The 13,218-nt window shown below is 67.0% G+C and carries 13 protein-coding genes; 3 read left to right on the plus strand and 10 right to left on the minus strand.

Annotation, left to right across the window (positions count from 1 at the left end; all coding sequences use genetic code 11):
* Nucleotides 1–6: 6 nt before the first annotated feature.
* The 8 genes from accC to ACIPRI_RS03260 form a co-directional block, all read right to left on the minus strand.
* On the minus strand, nucleotides 7–1,356 hold the full coding sequence (accC, locus tag ACIPRI_RS03225; RefSeq protein WP_446588428.1) for an acetyl-CoA carboxylase biotin carboxylase subunit: 1,350 nt from the start codon (nucleotides 1,354–1,356) through the stop codon (nucleotides 7–9).
* Nucleotides 1,357–1,358: 2 nt separating this feature from the next.
* Complete coding sequence (gene accB, locus ACIPRI_RS03230; protein WP_446588430.1) at nucleotides 1,359–1,823, minus strand: acetyl-CoA carboxylase biotin carboxyl carrier protein; 465 nt, start codon at nucleotides 1,821–1,823, stop codon at nucleotides 1,359–1,361.
* Nucleotides 1,824–1,927: 104 nt separating this feature from the next.
* Nucleotides 1,928–2,500 carry a TlpA family protein disulfide reductase gene (locus tag ACIPRI_RS03235; RefSeq protein ID WP_446588432.1) on the minus strand — a complete coding sequence of 191 codons (573 nt, stop codon included), beginning with the start codon at nucleotides 2,498–2,500 and terminating at the stop codon, nucleotides 1,928–1,930.
* Nucleotides 2,497–3,108 carry a hypothetical protein gene (locus tag ACIPRI_RS03240; RefSeq protein WP_446588434.1) on the minus strand — a complete coding sequence of 204 codons (612 nt, stop codon included), beginning with the start codon at nucleotides 3,106–3,108 and terminating at the stop codon, nucleotides 2,497–2,499. The genes ACIPRI_RS03235 and ACIPRI_RS03240 overlap by 4 nt, the downstream gene beginning before the upstream one ends.
* Before the next feature lie 90 nt (nucleotides 3,109–3,198).
* Entirely contained in the window at nucleotides 3,199–4,203 is a 1,005-nt protein-coding gene (locus tag ACIPRI_RS03245; RefSeq protein ID WP_446588436.1) for an SDR family oxidoreductase, read from the minus strand.
* A gap of 17 nt (nucleotides 4,204–4,220) precedes the next feature.
* Nucleotides 4,221–5,150 (minus strand): bile acid:sodium symporter family protein, encoded by a 930-nt coding sequence (locus tag ACIPRI_RS03250; protein WP_446588438.1) that lies wholly within the window; start codon nucleotides 5,148–5,150, stop codon nucleotides 4,221–4,223.
* A 43-nt stretch (nucleotides 5,151–5,193) separates the two neighbouring features.
* Nucleotides 5,194–6,525, minus strand: coding sequence for a flavin-containing monooxygenase (locus ACIPRI_RS03255; RefSeq protein ID WP_446588440.1), 1,332 nt, complete (start codon nucleotides 6,523–6,525; stop codon nucleotides 5,194–5,196).
* A gap of 36 nt (nucleotides 6,526–6,561) precedes the next feature.
* Nucleotides 6,562–7,434, minus strand: coding sequence for an SDR family oxidoreductase (locus ACIPRI_RS03260; RefSeq protein ID WP_446588443.1), 873 nt, complete (start codon nucleotides 7,432–7,434; stop codon nucleotides 6,562–6,564).
* Nucleotides 7,435–7,526: 92 nt separating this feature from the next.
* Between ACIPRI_RS03260 and ACIPRI_RS03265 the strand changes: the two genes are divergently transcribed.
* Genes ACIPRI_RS03265 through ACIPRI_RS03275 form a run of 3 tightly spaced genes read left to right on the plus strand, consistent with a single transcriptional unit; the run spans nucleotide 7,527 to nucleotide 10,359 of the window.
* The gene (locus ACIPRI_RS03265; protein WP_446588445.1) at nucleotides 7,527–8,321 is read left to right on the plus strand and encodes an IclR family transcriptional regulator; all 795 of its coding nucleotides are present in this window, start codon (nucleotides 7,527–7,529) and stop codon (nucleotides 8,319–8,321) included.
* Nucleotides 8,322–8,364: 43 nt separating this feature from the next.
* Nucleotides 8,365–9,846 (plus strand): UDP-N-acetylmuramate:L-alanyl-gamma-D-glutamyl-meso-diaminopimelate ligase, encoded by a 1,482-nt coding sequence (mpl, locus tag ACIPRI_RS03270; protein WP_446588447.1) that lies wholly within the window; start codon nucleotides 8,365–8,367, stop codon nucleotides 9,844–9,846.
* Nucleotides 9,847–9,858: 12 nt separating this feature from the next.
* Complete coding sequence (locus ACIPRI_RS03275) at nucleotides 9,859–10,359, plus strand: cupin domain-containing protein (protein ID WP_446588449.1); 501 nt, start codon at nucleotides 9,859–9,861, stop codon at nucleotides 10,357–10,359.
* A 6-nt stretch (nucleotides 10,360–10,365) separates the two neighbouring features.
* Here ACIPRI_RS03275 and ACIPRI_RS03280 read toward each other — a convergent pair whose 3' ends face one another.
* Nucleotides 10,366–11,490: a 3-deoxy-7-phosphoheptulonate synthase gene (locus ACIPRI_RS03280; RefSeq protein WP_446588452.1), complete on the minus strand. Its 1,125-nt coding sequence runs from the start codon at nucleotides 11,488–11,490 to the stop codon at nucleotides 10,366–10,368.
* 222 nt (nucleotides 11,491–11,712) lie between these two features.
* Entirely contained in the window at nucleotides 11,713–13,173 is a 1,461-nt protein-coding gene (tldD, locus tag ACIPRI_RS03285) for a metalloprotease TldD (RefSeq protein WP_446588454.1), read from the minus strand.
* Nucleotides 13,174–13,218: the final 45 nt, after the last annotated feature.

Below are 13,218 nucleotides of genomic sequence, written 5' to 3' on the forward strand. Positions count from 1 at the left end.
CTGCTTTCAGCGCTTGTGCGCTGCCAGCCACTCTTCGAGGTAGTGGATGTTGGTGCCGCCGCTCATGAACTTGGCGTCCACCATCAGCTCGCGGTGCAGCGGGATGTTGGTCTGGATGCCTTCCACCACCGTCTCGTTCAGCGCGGTGCGCATGCGGGCCATGGCCTGCTCGCGAGTGTCGCCGTAGACGATGATCTTGCCGACCATCGAGTCGTAGTTGGGCGGCACGAAGTAGTTGGTGTAGATGTGCGAATCCACGCGCACGCCGGGGCCGCCGGGCGGATGCCACATGGTGATGCGGCCCGGCGAAGGCGTGAACTTGTAAGGGTCTTCGGCATTGATGCGGCACTCGATGGCGTGGCCGCGCATCTCGATCTGGCGCTGGGTGAAGGGCAGCTTCTCGCCCGCCGCCACCATGATCTGCGTCTTCACGATGTCGATGCCGGTGGTGAACTCGGTCACCGGGTGCTCCACCTGCACACGGGTATTCATTTCGATGAAATAGAACTCGCCGTCTTCGTAGAGAAACTCGAAGGTGCCGGCGCCGCGGTAGCCGATCTTCTTGCAGGCCGCCGCGCAGCGCTCGCCGATGCGCTCGATCAGCTTGCGCGGGATGCCGGGCGCGGGCGACTCCTCGATCACCTTCTGGTGGCGCCGCTGCATGGAGCAGTCGCGCTCGCCCAGGTAGACCGCATTGCGGTGCTTGTCGGCCAGCACCTGGATTTCGATGTGGCGCGGGTTCTGGAGAAACTTCTCCATGTACACCGCCGCATTGTTGAATGCGGCCCCCGCCTCGGCCTTGGTCATCTGGATGGCGTTGACCAGCGCGGCCTCGGTGTGCACCACGCGCATGCCGCGGCCACCGCCGCCGCCCGCTGCCTTGATGATCACCGGGTAGCCGATGGCGCGGGCAATGCGCTTGTTGGTGGCGGCATCGTCCGACAGCTCGCCTTCGGAGCCGGGCACGCAAGGCACGCCGGCCTTGATCATGGCCTGCTTGGCCGAGACCTTGTCGCCCATCGTGCGGATGTTGTCGGGCGTCGGGCCGATGAACTGGAAGCCGCTCTGCTCCACCCGTTCGGCGAAGTTGGCGTTCTCGCTCAGAAAGCCGTAGCCTGGATGAATCGCCTCGGAATCCGTGACTTCGGCCGCCGAGATGATGGCTGGCATGTTCAGATAGCTTTGCGTGGACGGCGCCGGGCCGATGCACACCGCCTCTTCCGCCAGCTTGACGTATTTGGCTTCGCGGTCGGCCTCTGAATAGACCATGACTGCCTTGATGCCCAGCTCGCTGCAAGCACGCTGGATCCGCAGGGCAATCTCGCCGCGGTTGGCGACAAGGATCTTCTTGAACATGCTTACTCGATGATGAACAGCGGCTGGCCGTATTCGACCGCCTGGCCGTTTTCGCCGAGGATCTGGGTGATCGTGCCGGATTTGTCGGCCTCGATCTCGTTGAGGATCTTCATGGCCTCGATGATGCAGATCGTGTCGCCTTCCTTGACCTGCGCGCCCACTTCCACGAAGGGTGCAGCGCCCGGGCTGGACGAGCGATAGAAGGTGCCGACCATGGGCGACTTGACCACGTGGCCTTGCTGGGCGGCCGGGGCTGCAGCCGGTGCGCCGGCGGCGGGTGCTGCGACGGCGCCGGCAACGGGCGCGATCGCGGCAGGCGCGGGCATCGCTTGCACGTACTGGACAGCTGGCGCAGCGGTGCCGCCCTTGACGATGCGAACCTTGCCTTCGGCTTCGGTGATTTCCAGTTCGGAAATATTGGATTCAGACACCAAGTCGATCAGTGTCTTGAGTTTGCGCAGATCCATGGGACTCCATCGCCGGCAGAGAGCCGATTATTAGAATTAACTCGCCTGAAAATCGGCGAACTTCGGCGTACAGGCGCCAAATGCTTGAGTGCAGGCGTCGGATTCTAACCGTGAAAAAATACGCGGCGCCAGGCGTCGAGGTCGGCCTGCTCGAGCTTCCCCATTTTACGGTCTGCAACAATGCCTTCGGCAGTCACCGCCAAGGTGAAGGGCAGGCCGCCACCCGTATTGCCCAGCTCGCGGATCAGTTCGGTGCCATCCAGGCCCGCCATCCCGATGGCATAGGAGACTGGCGTGCGCTGCAGGAACTTGCGCACCGCGCTAGGCTGATCGATGGCCAAGCCGACAACTTGCAGCCCGTTGGCAGATTGTTCGCGGAAGAAGCGGTCGATCATCGGCATTTCTTCCACGCAAGGTGCGCACCAGGTGGCCCAGAAGTTGAGCAGCAGCGGCTTGCCGCGCAAGCTGGCCAAGGCCAGTTCGCCGCCGTCCGGGCGCTCGAAGCGCTTGTTCCAGAAGGCGGCGCCAAGCGGCTCTCCACCGCCGGATCCGGCCGGGCGCTGCTTCCACCAGGCCGCCCCGGCGCCAGCGGCGGCGGCCAGCACCGCGGCGGCGCCATACAGCCAGATCCGGCGGGAAGAATTGCTCGGCGGCGCAGCGGGCTTGTTGTCGTTCATGAGGGAGAGTTGTCCTTTTCCAGCAGGCGGCGCAAGGCCGCCAGGTTGCCACGCGGCGCGCGGCCTTGCGAATCGGGCTTGAGCGCGCCACGCAGGTCGTCCAGGTCATAGACCATGAGGTGCACCCCGACCTCCTCGCCCAACTCCTGGCTGCGGGCATGCAGGCTCAGCGCCTCCACCTGCTCGCCATGAAAGCCCGTGACCATGCGCGGCTCATAGTCGACGTGGTGGTCGATCAGGGCGATTTCGGCCGACTTCGGGTCGTCGCAGAAGAGTTGGATGTAGATGTCCGACAAGCGGGTGGCGGTGCCATGCCAGACCGCCCCGCCGATGTGCGGCCTGAATGCGGCCATGTGCTCCATCCACTCCAGTGCCAGCACGCGCAGGGCATGCAGTTCCTGAGGCTGCGTGTCGGCGCAATACAGGCGGATGTAGTCGCGTACTTCCGCTTCGAGCTCATCGTTGTTGGGCAGCGCCGTTCGCGCCGGCAGGCCCAGCTCGCGCAGCGCGCGCCGCTTGGCCGGCCCGTATTCCAGCCCCTCTTCCACCACGAGGCGTGCTGCACAGGCGGCGATTTCTCGCTTCGAGGAAGATGAAAAGGTGTCCATCAAGCCATTTTGCCCGTGCTGGATTCAAGGCAGAAGATCAATGCGCGAATGCCGTGACAGGACTGCGGCCTGCCTGCCGCGCAGGCGTGCTCAAGCCAGCATCAGCGTGCCCTGGCGGCTTCGCACCTTGCGCGCCGCCTTGAAGGCGAGAAAAGCCTCCAGGCTGGTCTTGCGCGGCACGTAGCCGAATTCTGTCTTGAGCCGTTCGTTGGACAGCACCGGCCGGTAGCGCAGGAAGTCGAGTTGCTCCGGCCCGTAGCGGCTGATGCGCAGGCGCGTGCCGACCGCGAGGGCCAGCTTGAGCAGCGGCGCCGGCAGCGACAGCAAGGGCTTGTGCAGCAGCGCCGCGATCTGCGGCAGGGTCAGCGCGCCGTCGCCGGCCACGTTGAAGCAGCCGGCCCGGCCGGTCTTGATGGCGTGGACGATGCAGGCCGTCACGTCCTCGTCCCAGATGAAGACAAAGGGGCTGTCGCTGCCGCGAATCGCCAGGATCTGGGGCTTGTCGAACAGCGCCGTGATCTGGTTGTTGACCCGCTCACCCAGGATGGTGCCGATGCGCAGCACTGTCTGCTCCAGCTTCGGATAGCGGCGGCGGTAGTCGGCCAGCATTTCCTCGACCAGGCGCTTGTGGTGCGAATAGGCGAAGCTCTCGTTGCCGCGCAGCGCCTGGTCTTCGTCGATCCAGGCCGGGTTGTCGGCGTGATAGCCGTAGGCGGCGCCGCTGGACGAAACCACCAGATGCTTCACGCCGGCGGCCACGCAGGCCTTGAGCACATTGCGGGTGCCCAGCACGTCGACCGAATACTCGAACTCGCGGTTGCTGCCGGCGCCCGGCGTGACGATGGCGGCCAGGTGCACCACCGCATCGATCGAATGCTGCGCCATGGTGTCGGCGAGGCCGGGCGCACGCACGTCCTGCACCATGTAGGTGACGCCTGGAACGCGGCGCGAGGTCGGCACCTCGCGCACGTCGAGCGCCACCACGCTGTCGATGTCGGGCAGATGCGCGAGGGCCGACACCACGGTGCGGCCCAGGAAGCCGTCGGCGCCGGTAATCAGCACGCGCCGTGGCGGCAGGGGCGAAGAAATATCCATAGGGAGGGAGAGCGGAGTCAGGCCGAACGCGCGGCGGATGAGGAAGAAGATGAAAGCGGCCGGCGTGCCCACCAGGCAGCCAGCACCAGGCCGGCGATGATGTCCCAGAAACCCCAGACACCGGCGACCACCGCCATGCCGCCCAGGCCACCGAAGAAGCTGAAGATCAGCACCAGCCCGAGGCCCGCGTTGCGGATGCCGACCTCGAAGCTGACGGCGCGCCGGTCGTACTCGGCCAGGCGGGTGGCCGAGGCGCAGGCGTAGCCGGTGGCGAAAGCCAGCGCATCATGCAAGGCCACCGCCAGCAGCACCAGGCCCACGTAGTCGAGGAAGTAGCGCCAGTTGCCCGCGATGGCCGCTACGATGAATCCGATCAGGCACGCGAAGCTCAGGATGCGCACCGGCTTCTTCACCTTCCCGGTCAGGGTGGGAAAGAAGTGCGCGATCGACAGACCCAGCACAAATGGCAAGCCGATGATGGCGATGATGTGCAGCACCATCTCGCCCGGATTCAGCGCAATGGTCTTGAGCAGGGCCGAGGCCGTGGGGTGGATGCCGCCCCAGAAGGCGAAGTTGAGCGGCATCACCACGATCGAGATCAGGTTGGAGATGGCCGTCATCGATACCGACAGCGCCACGTTGCCGCCGGCACGGTGCGTCAGGATGTTCGACACATTGCCCGGCGGGCAGCAGGCCACCAGGATCATGCCCAGCGCAATGCTGGGCGCGGGCTTGAGCAGCAGGGTCAGGCCGAAGGTGAGCGCCGGCAGCACGATGAACTGCGCCGCGATGCCCACCGCCATCGCCAGCGGCATGCGCGCCACCCGCTTGAAGTCGGCCACGCGGGTGTCCAGCGCGATGCCGAACATCAGGAAGCCCAGCACCACGTTGAGCAGCACCAGCGAGGCCGGATTGAAGTTCAGCCGAATTTCGTCGACAGGGAGCATGGCGCGTCCTGGTGATGTGGAAGATGGGAAAGAAGGCGCGGCCTCAGGCCAGCCTGGCCGAAGCGTCGCGCACCGCCCGCCGGTAGGCGTCCTTGTTGACGTAGTAGGCCATGCGCTCGAGCTTCAGGTATTGGTAGCCACCCGATAGATCAGGCATGGGCCCGGTCTTGGCCGCCTTCAGCGCCGCCACCTGGGGCTTGCCATCGGCCTGCGCCTTGAAATAGCGCGCCAGCAGCTCGGCCTGCTCGTAGCGGCCCTGCCAGCCGATGCCGCTGGCCTCGATCATGCCCAGCACCGCGAGATTGTCGAAGCCGGGCGCGAAGATATTGAGGTACAGCCGCGGCGCCATGCCCTGCCAGTTGAGCCAGGTGCGGTCGATGAAGGGGTAGTGCAGCTTGTAGCCGGTGGCACACAGCACCAGGTCGTAGTCACGCGCGCTGCCGTCCTTGAAGTGCACCGTGTCGCCCGCCAGGCGCTCGATGTCGGCCCGCACACCGATGTCGCCATGGCCGATGTGGTGCAGGATCAGCGAGTTGACCACCGGGTGCGACTCGTACATCAGGTAGTCGGGCTTGGGAAAGCCGAAGCGCACCGGATCGCCGGTGAACCACTGCAGCACCTTGGCGTCCAGCCTCTGCTTGATCCAGGCCGGCAGCGGCCGCTTGCCGCCCAGGGTGTCCGCCGGCTTGCCGAAGATGTACTTGGGCACGAAGTAGTAGCCGCGGCGCACCGAGATGTCCACGCTCTTCGCGTAGTGCACCGCGTCGACCGCGATGTCGCAGCCGCTGTTGCCGGCCCCCACCACCAGCACGCGCTTGCCGGTGAACAGGCTGGCCTCCTTGTAGGCGCTGGTGTGCAGCAGCTCGCCGTCGAAGTAGCCGGGAAAGCGCGGCATGGAAGGCTCGGACAGGGTGCCGTTGGCGATCACCACGCCCTTGTAGTCGGCCGTTTCGATGCGGCCATTGCCGGCGTCCACACTCACTCGCCACAAGGTGGAGGCGCATTCGGTAACCGGCTCCACCCGCAACACGCGGGTGTTGAAGCGAAAGTGCTGGCGAAGGCCGAAGTGCTCGGCAAAGTCGCTGAAGTAGCGGGCCAGCTCGGTGTGGCTGGGGTAGTCGGCCACACCATCGGACATCGGGAATTCCTTGAACTCCGTGGTGCGCTTGGACGAGATGAGGTGCGCCGACTGATAGACCGTGCTGCGCGGGTTGTCGATGTTCCACAAGCCGCCGACGTCGCTGTGGGCCTCGAAGCCCTGGAAGGGAATGCCCAGCTTGTGCAGGTTGCGCGCGCCGGCGAGGCCGGACGGGCCAGCGCCGATCAGGGCGATCTGCTGGTGGGTAGGCACGAGTGCGGACACGGGAGGGGGCACGAAAGGCTCCAGGGGAAGACGACGGACCGCGCGCTGTCAGCGCGCGATCGTTTCGGTCGGTGAATCGGCGGCACTGGCTGCGCCGCCCGGGGCCGCGGCGCCCAGGCCGGGAATGGCCGTGGCACCCGCTTCACCGGGGCGAGGTTTGCGGGGCTGCCGCAAAAGGATGGCGTCATGCCAGGCTTCGGGCAGCAGTTCGAGCAGGTTCGAGAGCCAGCCGACGCGGCGCGGCAGCACCAGCTGCTCGCGTCCCTTGGCCAGCGCCTGCAGGATCGCCTCGGCCGCGGTCTCGGGCCCCATCAGGCCCGGCATCAGGAACTGGTTACCGGCGGTGAGCTGGGTGCGCAGGTAGCCCGGGCTCACGGTGCACACGGTGAGTCCGCTGCCCCGCAATTCGGCGCGCAGGCTTTGCAGATAGCGGATCAGGCCACCCTTGCTGGCGCAGTAGGCGCCATTGCCGGGCATGCCGCGCCGCCCGGCAATGCTGGCAATGCCGACCAGCACGCCGTGGCCGCGCTCGCGCATTGGCTGCACGAAGGGCTGGAAGGTGGCGGCCACGCCCAGCAGGTTGATCTCGAGCATGCGCCTGAACACCGCCAGGTCGGCCGCTTGCGCGGTGTCGAAGCCACCGGCCACGCCGGCATTGGCGATCACCGCATCCGGCACGCCGAAGCGCGCCATCCAGTCGCCGGCCATGGCCTGCATGGCGGCGCCGTCGCTCACATCGGGTGTGTAGATCGCGCAACGCTGTGGCGCAGAAGCCGCCAGTGTCTCCAGCACGCCACGGTCCAGGCCCACCAACGCGACCTTGGACACCTTGGCGCCACGCGCCAGCGCAGCCGACGCCAAGGCGCGGCCGAGGCCGCCGCAGGCGCCGGTGATCACGAGGTTGTCCAGTGGGTGAGCCATCGAAAAAAGCTTCAGAAGTCATTCATTTTAACGATTCTGGAGGGACAATCTCGAAATCACTGACAATTAGTCTCGAAAAACGAAACGACACCATGGGTTTGACTGAATCCGCCGCCGAAGCTCGCGAAGAAGCCGAGCAAGCCCACACGCCTGGCCTTCGCCTTCTCCAGATGCTGGAACTCGTGGCCTCGACCGGCGAGCCCCAATCCCTGGCGGACGTGGTGCGGCTGAGCGGCCAGCCCAAGCCCTCGGTGCATCGCATGCTGCAGCAGCTGGAGGCCGGCGGCCTGCTGGCGCGCGGCAGCGGTGCGCGCCGCTATGCCATCACGCCGCGCCTGATCCGCTTTGGCGAAACCGTGCTGCGTGCCAGCAGCACCACCGGCGTGCGCCATGCGCTGCTGCGCCAACTGGTGGCGGACGTGGGCGAAACCTGCAACCTCACCACCCTGTCGGGCGCCGAGGTGTTCTACATCGACCGGGTCGAAACCGCCTTTCCGCTGCGCATGGACCTGCGTCCCGGCTCGCGGGTTCCGCTGCACTGCTCGGCCAGCGGCAAGCTCTTCCTGGCGCACCTGCCGCGTTCGCAGCGCGAGCGCTTGCTGGACGGCCTGCAGTACCAGCGCTTCACCGACCACACCATCGACAGCCGCCCACGGCTGGAGGCCGAGCTGGCGCGCATCCGCGCCGAAGGCCACTCGGAGGACGCCGAGGAGTTCATCGACGGCCTGGTCTGCGTGGCGGTGCCGGTGCGCGACGAGCCCGAAGGCCCGGTGCGCTGCGCCGTCGCCCTGCAGGCGCCCGCCGTGCGCATGTCCTTGCCGAGCGCATTGCTGCAGCTGGACAAATTGAGAAACGCAGCCCAAGGCATTGCGCGCGTGATGCGCTGAAGCCGCGCCGGGCAGGCCCCGGCGCGACTTCTAGAATCGGCCGATGCATATTCACATCCTCGGCATCTGCGGCACCTTCATGGGCGGCCTGGCCGCCCTGGCCCGCGAGGCCGGCCACCGCGTCACGGGTTGCGACGCCGGTGTCTACCCCCCCATGAGCGACCAGCTGCGCGCCCTGGGCATCGAACTGATCGAGGGCTTCGGCGCCGACCAGATGGCGCTGGCGCCCGACGTCTTCGTGATCGGCAACGTGGTCTCGCGCGCCCGGCTGGACGACGGCTCGCCCAAGTTCCCGCTGATGGAAGCCATCCTCGAGGCCGGCGCCCGCTACACCAGCGGCCCGCAGTGGCTGGCCGAACACGTGCTGCAGGGCCGCCACGTGCTGGCGGTGGCCGGCACGCACGGCAAGACCACCACCACCTCGATGCTGGCCTGGATCCTGGAGCGCTGCGGCAAGGCGCCGGGGTTCCTGGTGGGCGGGGTACCGCTCGACTTCGGCGTCTCGGCACGGCTTGGCAGCGCTTCGAGCGCAGCGCCGGGCCGCCCCAAGCAAGCGAGCGCCCCCTCGGGGGGCAGCGAAGCACACGCAGTGGCAAGCGTGGGGGCTCCATTCGTCATCGAGGCCGACGAATACGACACCGCTTTTTTTGACAAGCGCAGCAAGTTCGTCCACTACCGGCCGCGCACGGCGATCCTGAACAACCTGGAGTTCGACCACGCCGACATCTTCGACAACCTGGCGGCGATCGAGCGGCAGTTCCATCACCTGGTGCGCACGGTGCCGTCCACCGGCCGGCTGGTGGTCAACGCCACGGAGGAAAGCCTCGCGCGCGTGCTGGCCCAGGGCTGCTGGAGCGAGGTGGCGGGCTTTGGCGGCGAGCGCGGTGACTGGCAAGCCAGCGGCACGCACGACGCCTTCGACGTGATTCACAAGGGCGAGCGCGTCGGCCGGGTGCAATGGGAACTCTCGGGCCTGCACAACCAGATGAACGCCCTGGCCGCCATCGCCGCGGCCGAGCACGTCGGCGTGGCGCCCGGCGAGGCGGCGGCGGCCTTGGGCAGCTTTCGCAACGTGCGCCGGCGCATGGAACTGCGCGGCAGCGTGGCGCGCGCCGGCGGCGCGATCCGCGTCTACGACGACTTTGCCCATCACCCGACTGCCATCCGCACCACGCTGGATGGCCTGCGCCGCAAGCTGGACGACGCCGCGCAAAAAAACGAGCGCATCCTGGCCGTGTTCGAGCCGCGCAGCAACACCATGAAGCTGGGCGCCATGGCGGCCCAACTGCCGTGGAGCCTGGAAGCGGCCGACCTGGCTTTTTGCCACAGCGCCGGCCTGGGCTGGGACGCCGCCGCGGCACTGGCCCCGATGGGTGAGCGTGCCCTGGTGGCCGATGCCATCGAGCCACTGGTGCGCCAGGTCGTCGCTGCGGCGCGGCCCGGCGACCATGTGGTGTGCATGAGCAATGGCGGCTTCGGCGGCATTCACCAGAAGCTGCTCGACGCGCTGGCCGCGGCGGCCTAAAGTGTCCTCATCATGCAAGCGCGTGAACTGATCGAAACGCTGGGGCTCGCGCCGCACCCCGAGGGCGGCTGGTACCGCGAGGTGTACCGCTCGGCGAGCAGCGTGTCGCCGGCCGATGGGCGGCCGGCGCGCGACGCGCTGACCACCATCTACTTTCTCCTGGAATCGCACCAGCATTCGCGCTGGCACCGGGTGCTGTCCGACGAGGTCTGGGTCTACCTGGGCGGCGTGCCGCTGGCGCTCTACAGCTGCGACGCGCAGCTGCGCACCGCGCCCCGCCATGTGAAGCTGGGGCCGGTGGACATGCATGGCGCCCACCCGCAGCATGTGGTGCCGGCCGGCCAATGGCAGGCGGCGCGGCCGATCATTCCCACTGGAGAAGCCGGCTTCACGCTCGTCACCTGCACCGTCGGCCCGGGCTTCGACTTCGACGACTTCTCCTTCATGGCGCCGGACGGCGACGAAGCCGCCGCGATGCGCCATCACTGGCCGGAGCTGGCGGCGCTGATCTGAACAGGATCAGCCGCGGCGCTTCTTGACGGCGCGCGCCAGCGTGTCCAGCACCTGCGCCGAGTCATCCCAGCCGATGCAGGCATCGGTGATGCTCTTGCCGTATTCCAGCCCCGCCACCTTGTCCTTGCCGGGCGAGAACTTCTGGGCGCCGGCCACCAGATGGCTTTCCACCATCACGCCGAAGATGCTCCTGGAGCCGGCTTCGATCTGCGCCGAGATGTCGGCCACCACGTCGATCTGCTTCTGGTGCTGCTTGGCGCTGTTGGCGTGGCTGCAGTCCACCATCAGGGTGGGCGGCAGCTTGGATGCGGCCAGGTCCTTGCAGGCCTGGGCCACGCTGCCTTCGTCATAGTTGGGCGCCTTGCCGCCGCGCAGGATCACGTGGCAGTCCGGGTTGCCCTGGGTCTGCACGATCGCCACCTGACCGTTCTTGTGCACCGACAGGAAGTGATGGCCGCGCGCCGCCGCCTGGATCGCGTCGGTGGCGATGCGGATGTTGCCGTCGGTGCCGTTCTTGAAGCCGATCGGCGCCGACAGGCCCGAGGCCAGCTCGCGGTGCACCTGGCTTTCGGTGGTGCGCGCGCCGATCGCGCCCCAGGAGATCAGGTCGCCGATGTACTGCGGCGAGATCACGTCCAGGAACTCGCTGCCCGCCGGCAGGCCGATGCGGTTGATGTCGATGAGCAGCTGGCGCGCCATGCGCAGCCCTTCGTCGATGCGGAAGCTCTCGTCCAGGTAAGGGTCGTTGATGAGCCCCTTCCAGCCGACGGTGGTGCGCGGCTTCTCGAAATACACGCGCATCACGATTTCCAGGCTGTCGGCGTACTTGTCGCGCAGGGGCTTCAGGCGGCGCGCGTAGTCGAGCGCGGCGGCCGGGTCATGGATGGAGCACGGTCCCATCACCACCAGCAGGCGGTCGTCCTTGCCGGCCATGATCTTGTGGATGGACTTGCGGGTGTGGGTGATGAGCGATTCCACCGGCGTCCCGCGGATCGGGAAGAAGCGGATCAGGTGTTCGGGAGGGGGCAGCACGTTGATGTCCTTGATGCGTTCGTCGTCGGTCTTGCTGGTTTTCTCGACGTGCGCATACCAGGCGTCGCTGGCGGAGGCGGTGTTCGTGCTGCTGCTCATCTGGGGTCCTTTGGAAATTGATCTGGATGGTGGAAGCGATGGGGCGAAAAAAAACCGCCGGGGCTTTTGGCACCGGCGGTTTTGGGAGGTTCTGCTTGTCTGCTTGCTTTACGCGCGCGCCTCTCGTCCGCCGGAAACCGGGAACCAAAAGTAGGCAAAAAAGTAAGCGCGGAGGGCGGACATGAGCGGCGACTCTAGCACAGCTTCTTGGCGAAGCCCGTATCAGGCGGTGCCGCCGACGGTCAATCCGTCGATGCGCAGGGTCGGCTGGCCCACGCCCACCGGCACGCTCTGGCCTTCCTTGCCGCAAGTGCCGACACCGGTATCGAGCTGCATGTCGTTGCCGATCAGGCTCACGCGCTTGAGCGCCTCGGGTCCGTTGCCGACGATGGTTGCGCCCTTCACCGGGTACTGGATCTTGCCGTTCTCCACCCAGTAGGCCTCGCTCGCGGAAAACACGAACTTGCCGCTGGTGATGTCGACCTGGCCGCCGCCGAAGTTGGTGGCGTACAGGCCCTTCTTGATGCTGGCGACGATTTCCTTCGGGTCCTTGTCGCCGCTGAGCATGTAGGTGTTGGTCATGCGCGGCATCGGCACGTGGGCGTAGCTTTCGCGCCGGCCGTTGCCGGTGGGCGCCACGCCCATCAGGCGGGCGTTGAGCGAATCCTGGATGTAGCCCTTGAGGATGCCGTCCTCGATCAGCACGTTGCGCTGGCTGGCATGGCCCTCGTCGTCGACGTTGAGCGAGCCGCGGCGGTCGGCGATGGTGCCGTCGTCCAGCACGGTGACGCCCTTGGCTGCCACCCGCTGGCCCATGCGGCCGGAGAAGGCGCTGGAACCCTTGCGGTTGAAGTCGCCCTCCAGGCCGTGGCCCACCGCCTCGTGCAAGAGGATGCCGGGCCAGCCGGGGCCGAGCACCACCGTCATTTCGCCGGCCGGGGCCGGGCGCGATTCCAGGTTGACCAGCGCGGCGCCGACCGCTTGGTCGACGTACTGGGCAATGTGGGCATCGTCGAAATAGGCCAGGCCGAAGCGGCCGCCGCCGCCGCCAGAGCCCATCTCGCGCCGGCCGTTCTGCTCGGCGATCACCGTCACCGACAGGCGCACCAGCGGCCGCACGTCGGCCGCCAGGGTGCCGTCGGCACGCGCCACCAGCACCACGTCGTACTCGCTGGCCAGGCCCGCCATCACCTGAACGATGCGCGCATCGCGCGAGCGGGCCAGCTGTTCCGTCTTCTCCAGAAGCTTCACCTTGGCGGTGCTGTCCAGGGTCGCGATGGGATCGATGCCGCCATAGAGCGCGCGGCTGGGTGCGATCTTGCGCGCCGTTGCCTTGACCTTGGCCGAGCGGCCGGCCGCCGAGATGGCGCGCACAGTGCGTGCTGCGTCGAGCAGCGAGGCTTCCGAAATATCGTCGGAGTAGGCAAAGGCCGTCTTCTCGCCGCTCACGGCCCGCACGCCGACGCCCTGGTCGATGCTGAAGCTGCCGGTCTTGACGATGCCCTCTTCCAGGCTCCAGCCTTCGCTGCGCGTGTACTGGAAGTACAGGTCGGCGTCGTCCACCTTGTGCGCGCGGATCTCGGCCAGTGCGCGCGAAAGGTGCGATTCGTCCAGCCCGAAGGGCGTGAGCAGGAGCTGCTGCGCCGTGGCCAGGCGCTCGATGGTGGGTTCGCGGGAGATCATAAAAACATTATGCCCCCCGGCTTTTCACTCGCTTCCGCTCGTGTA

It is taken from the genome of Variovorax sp. LARHSF232, from assembly GCF_052871435.1.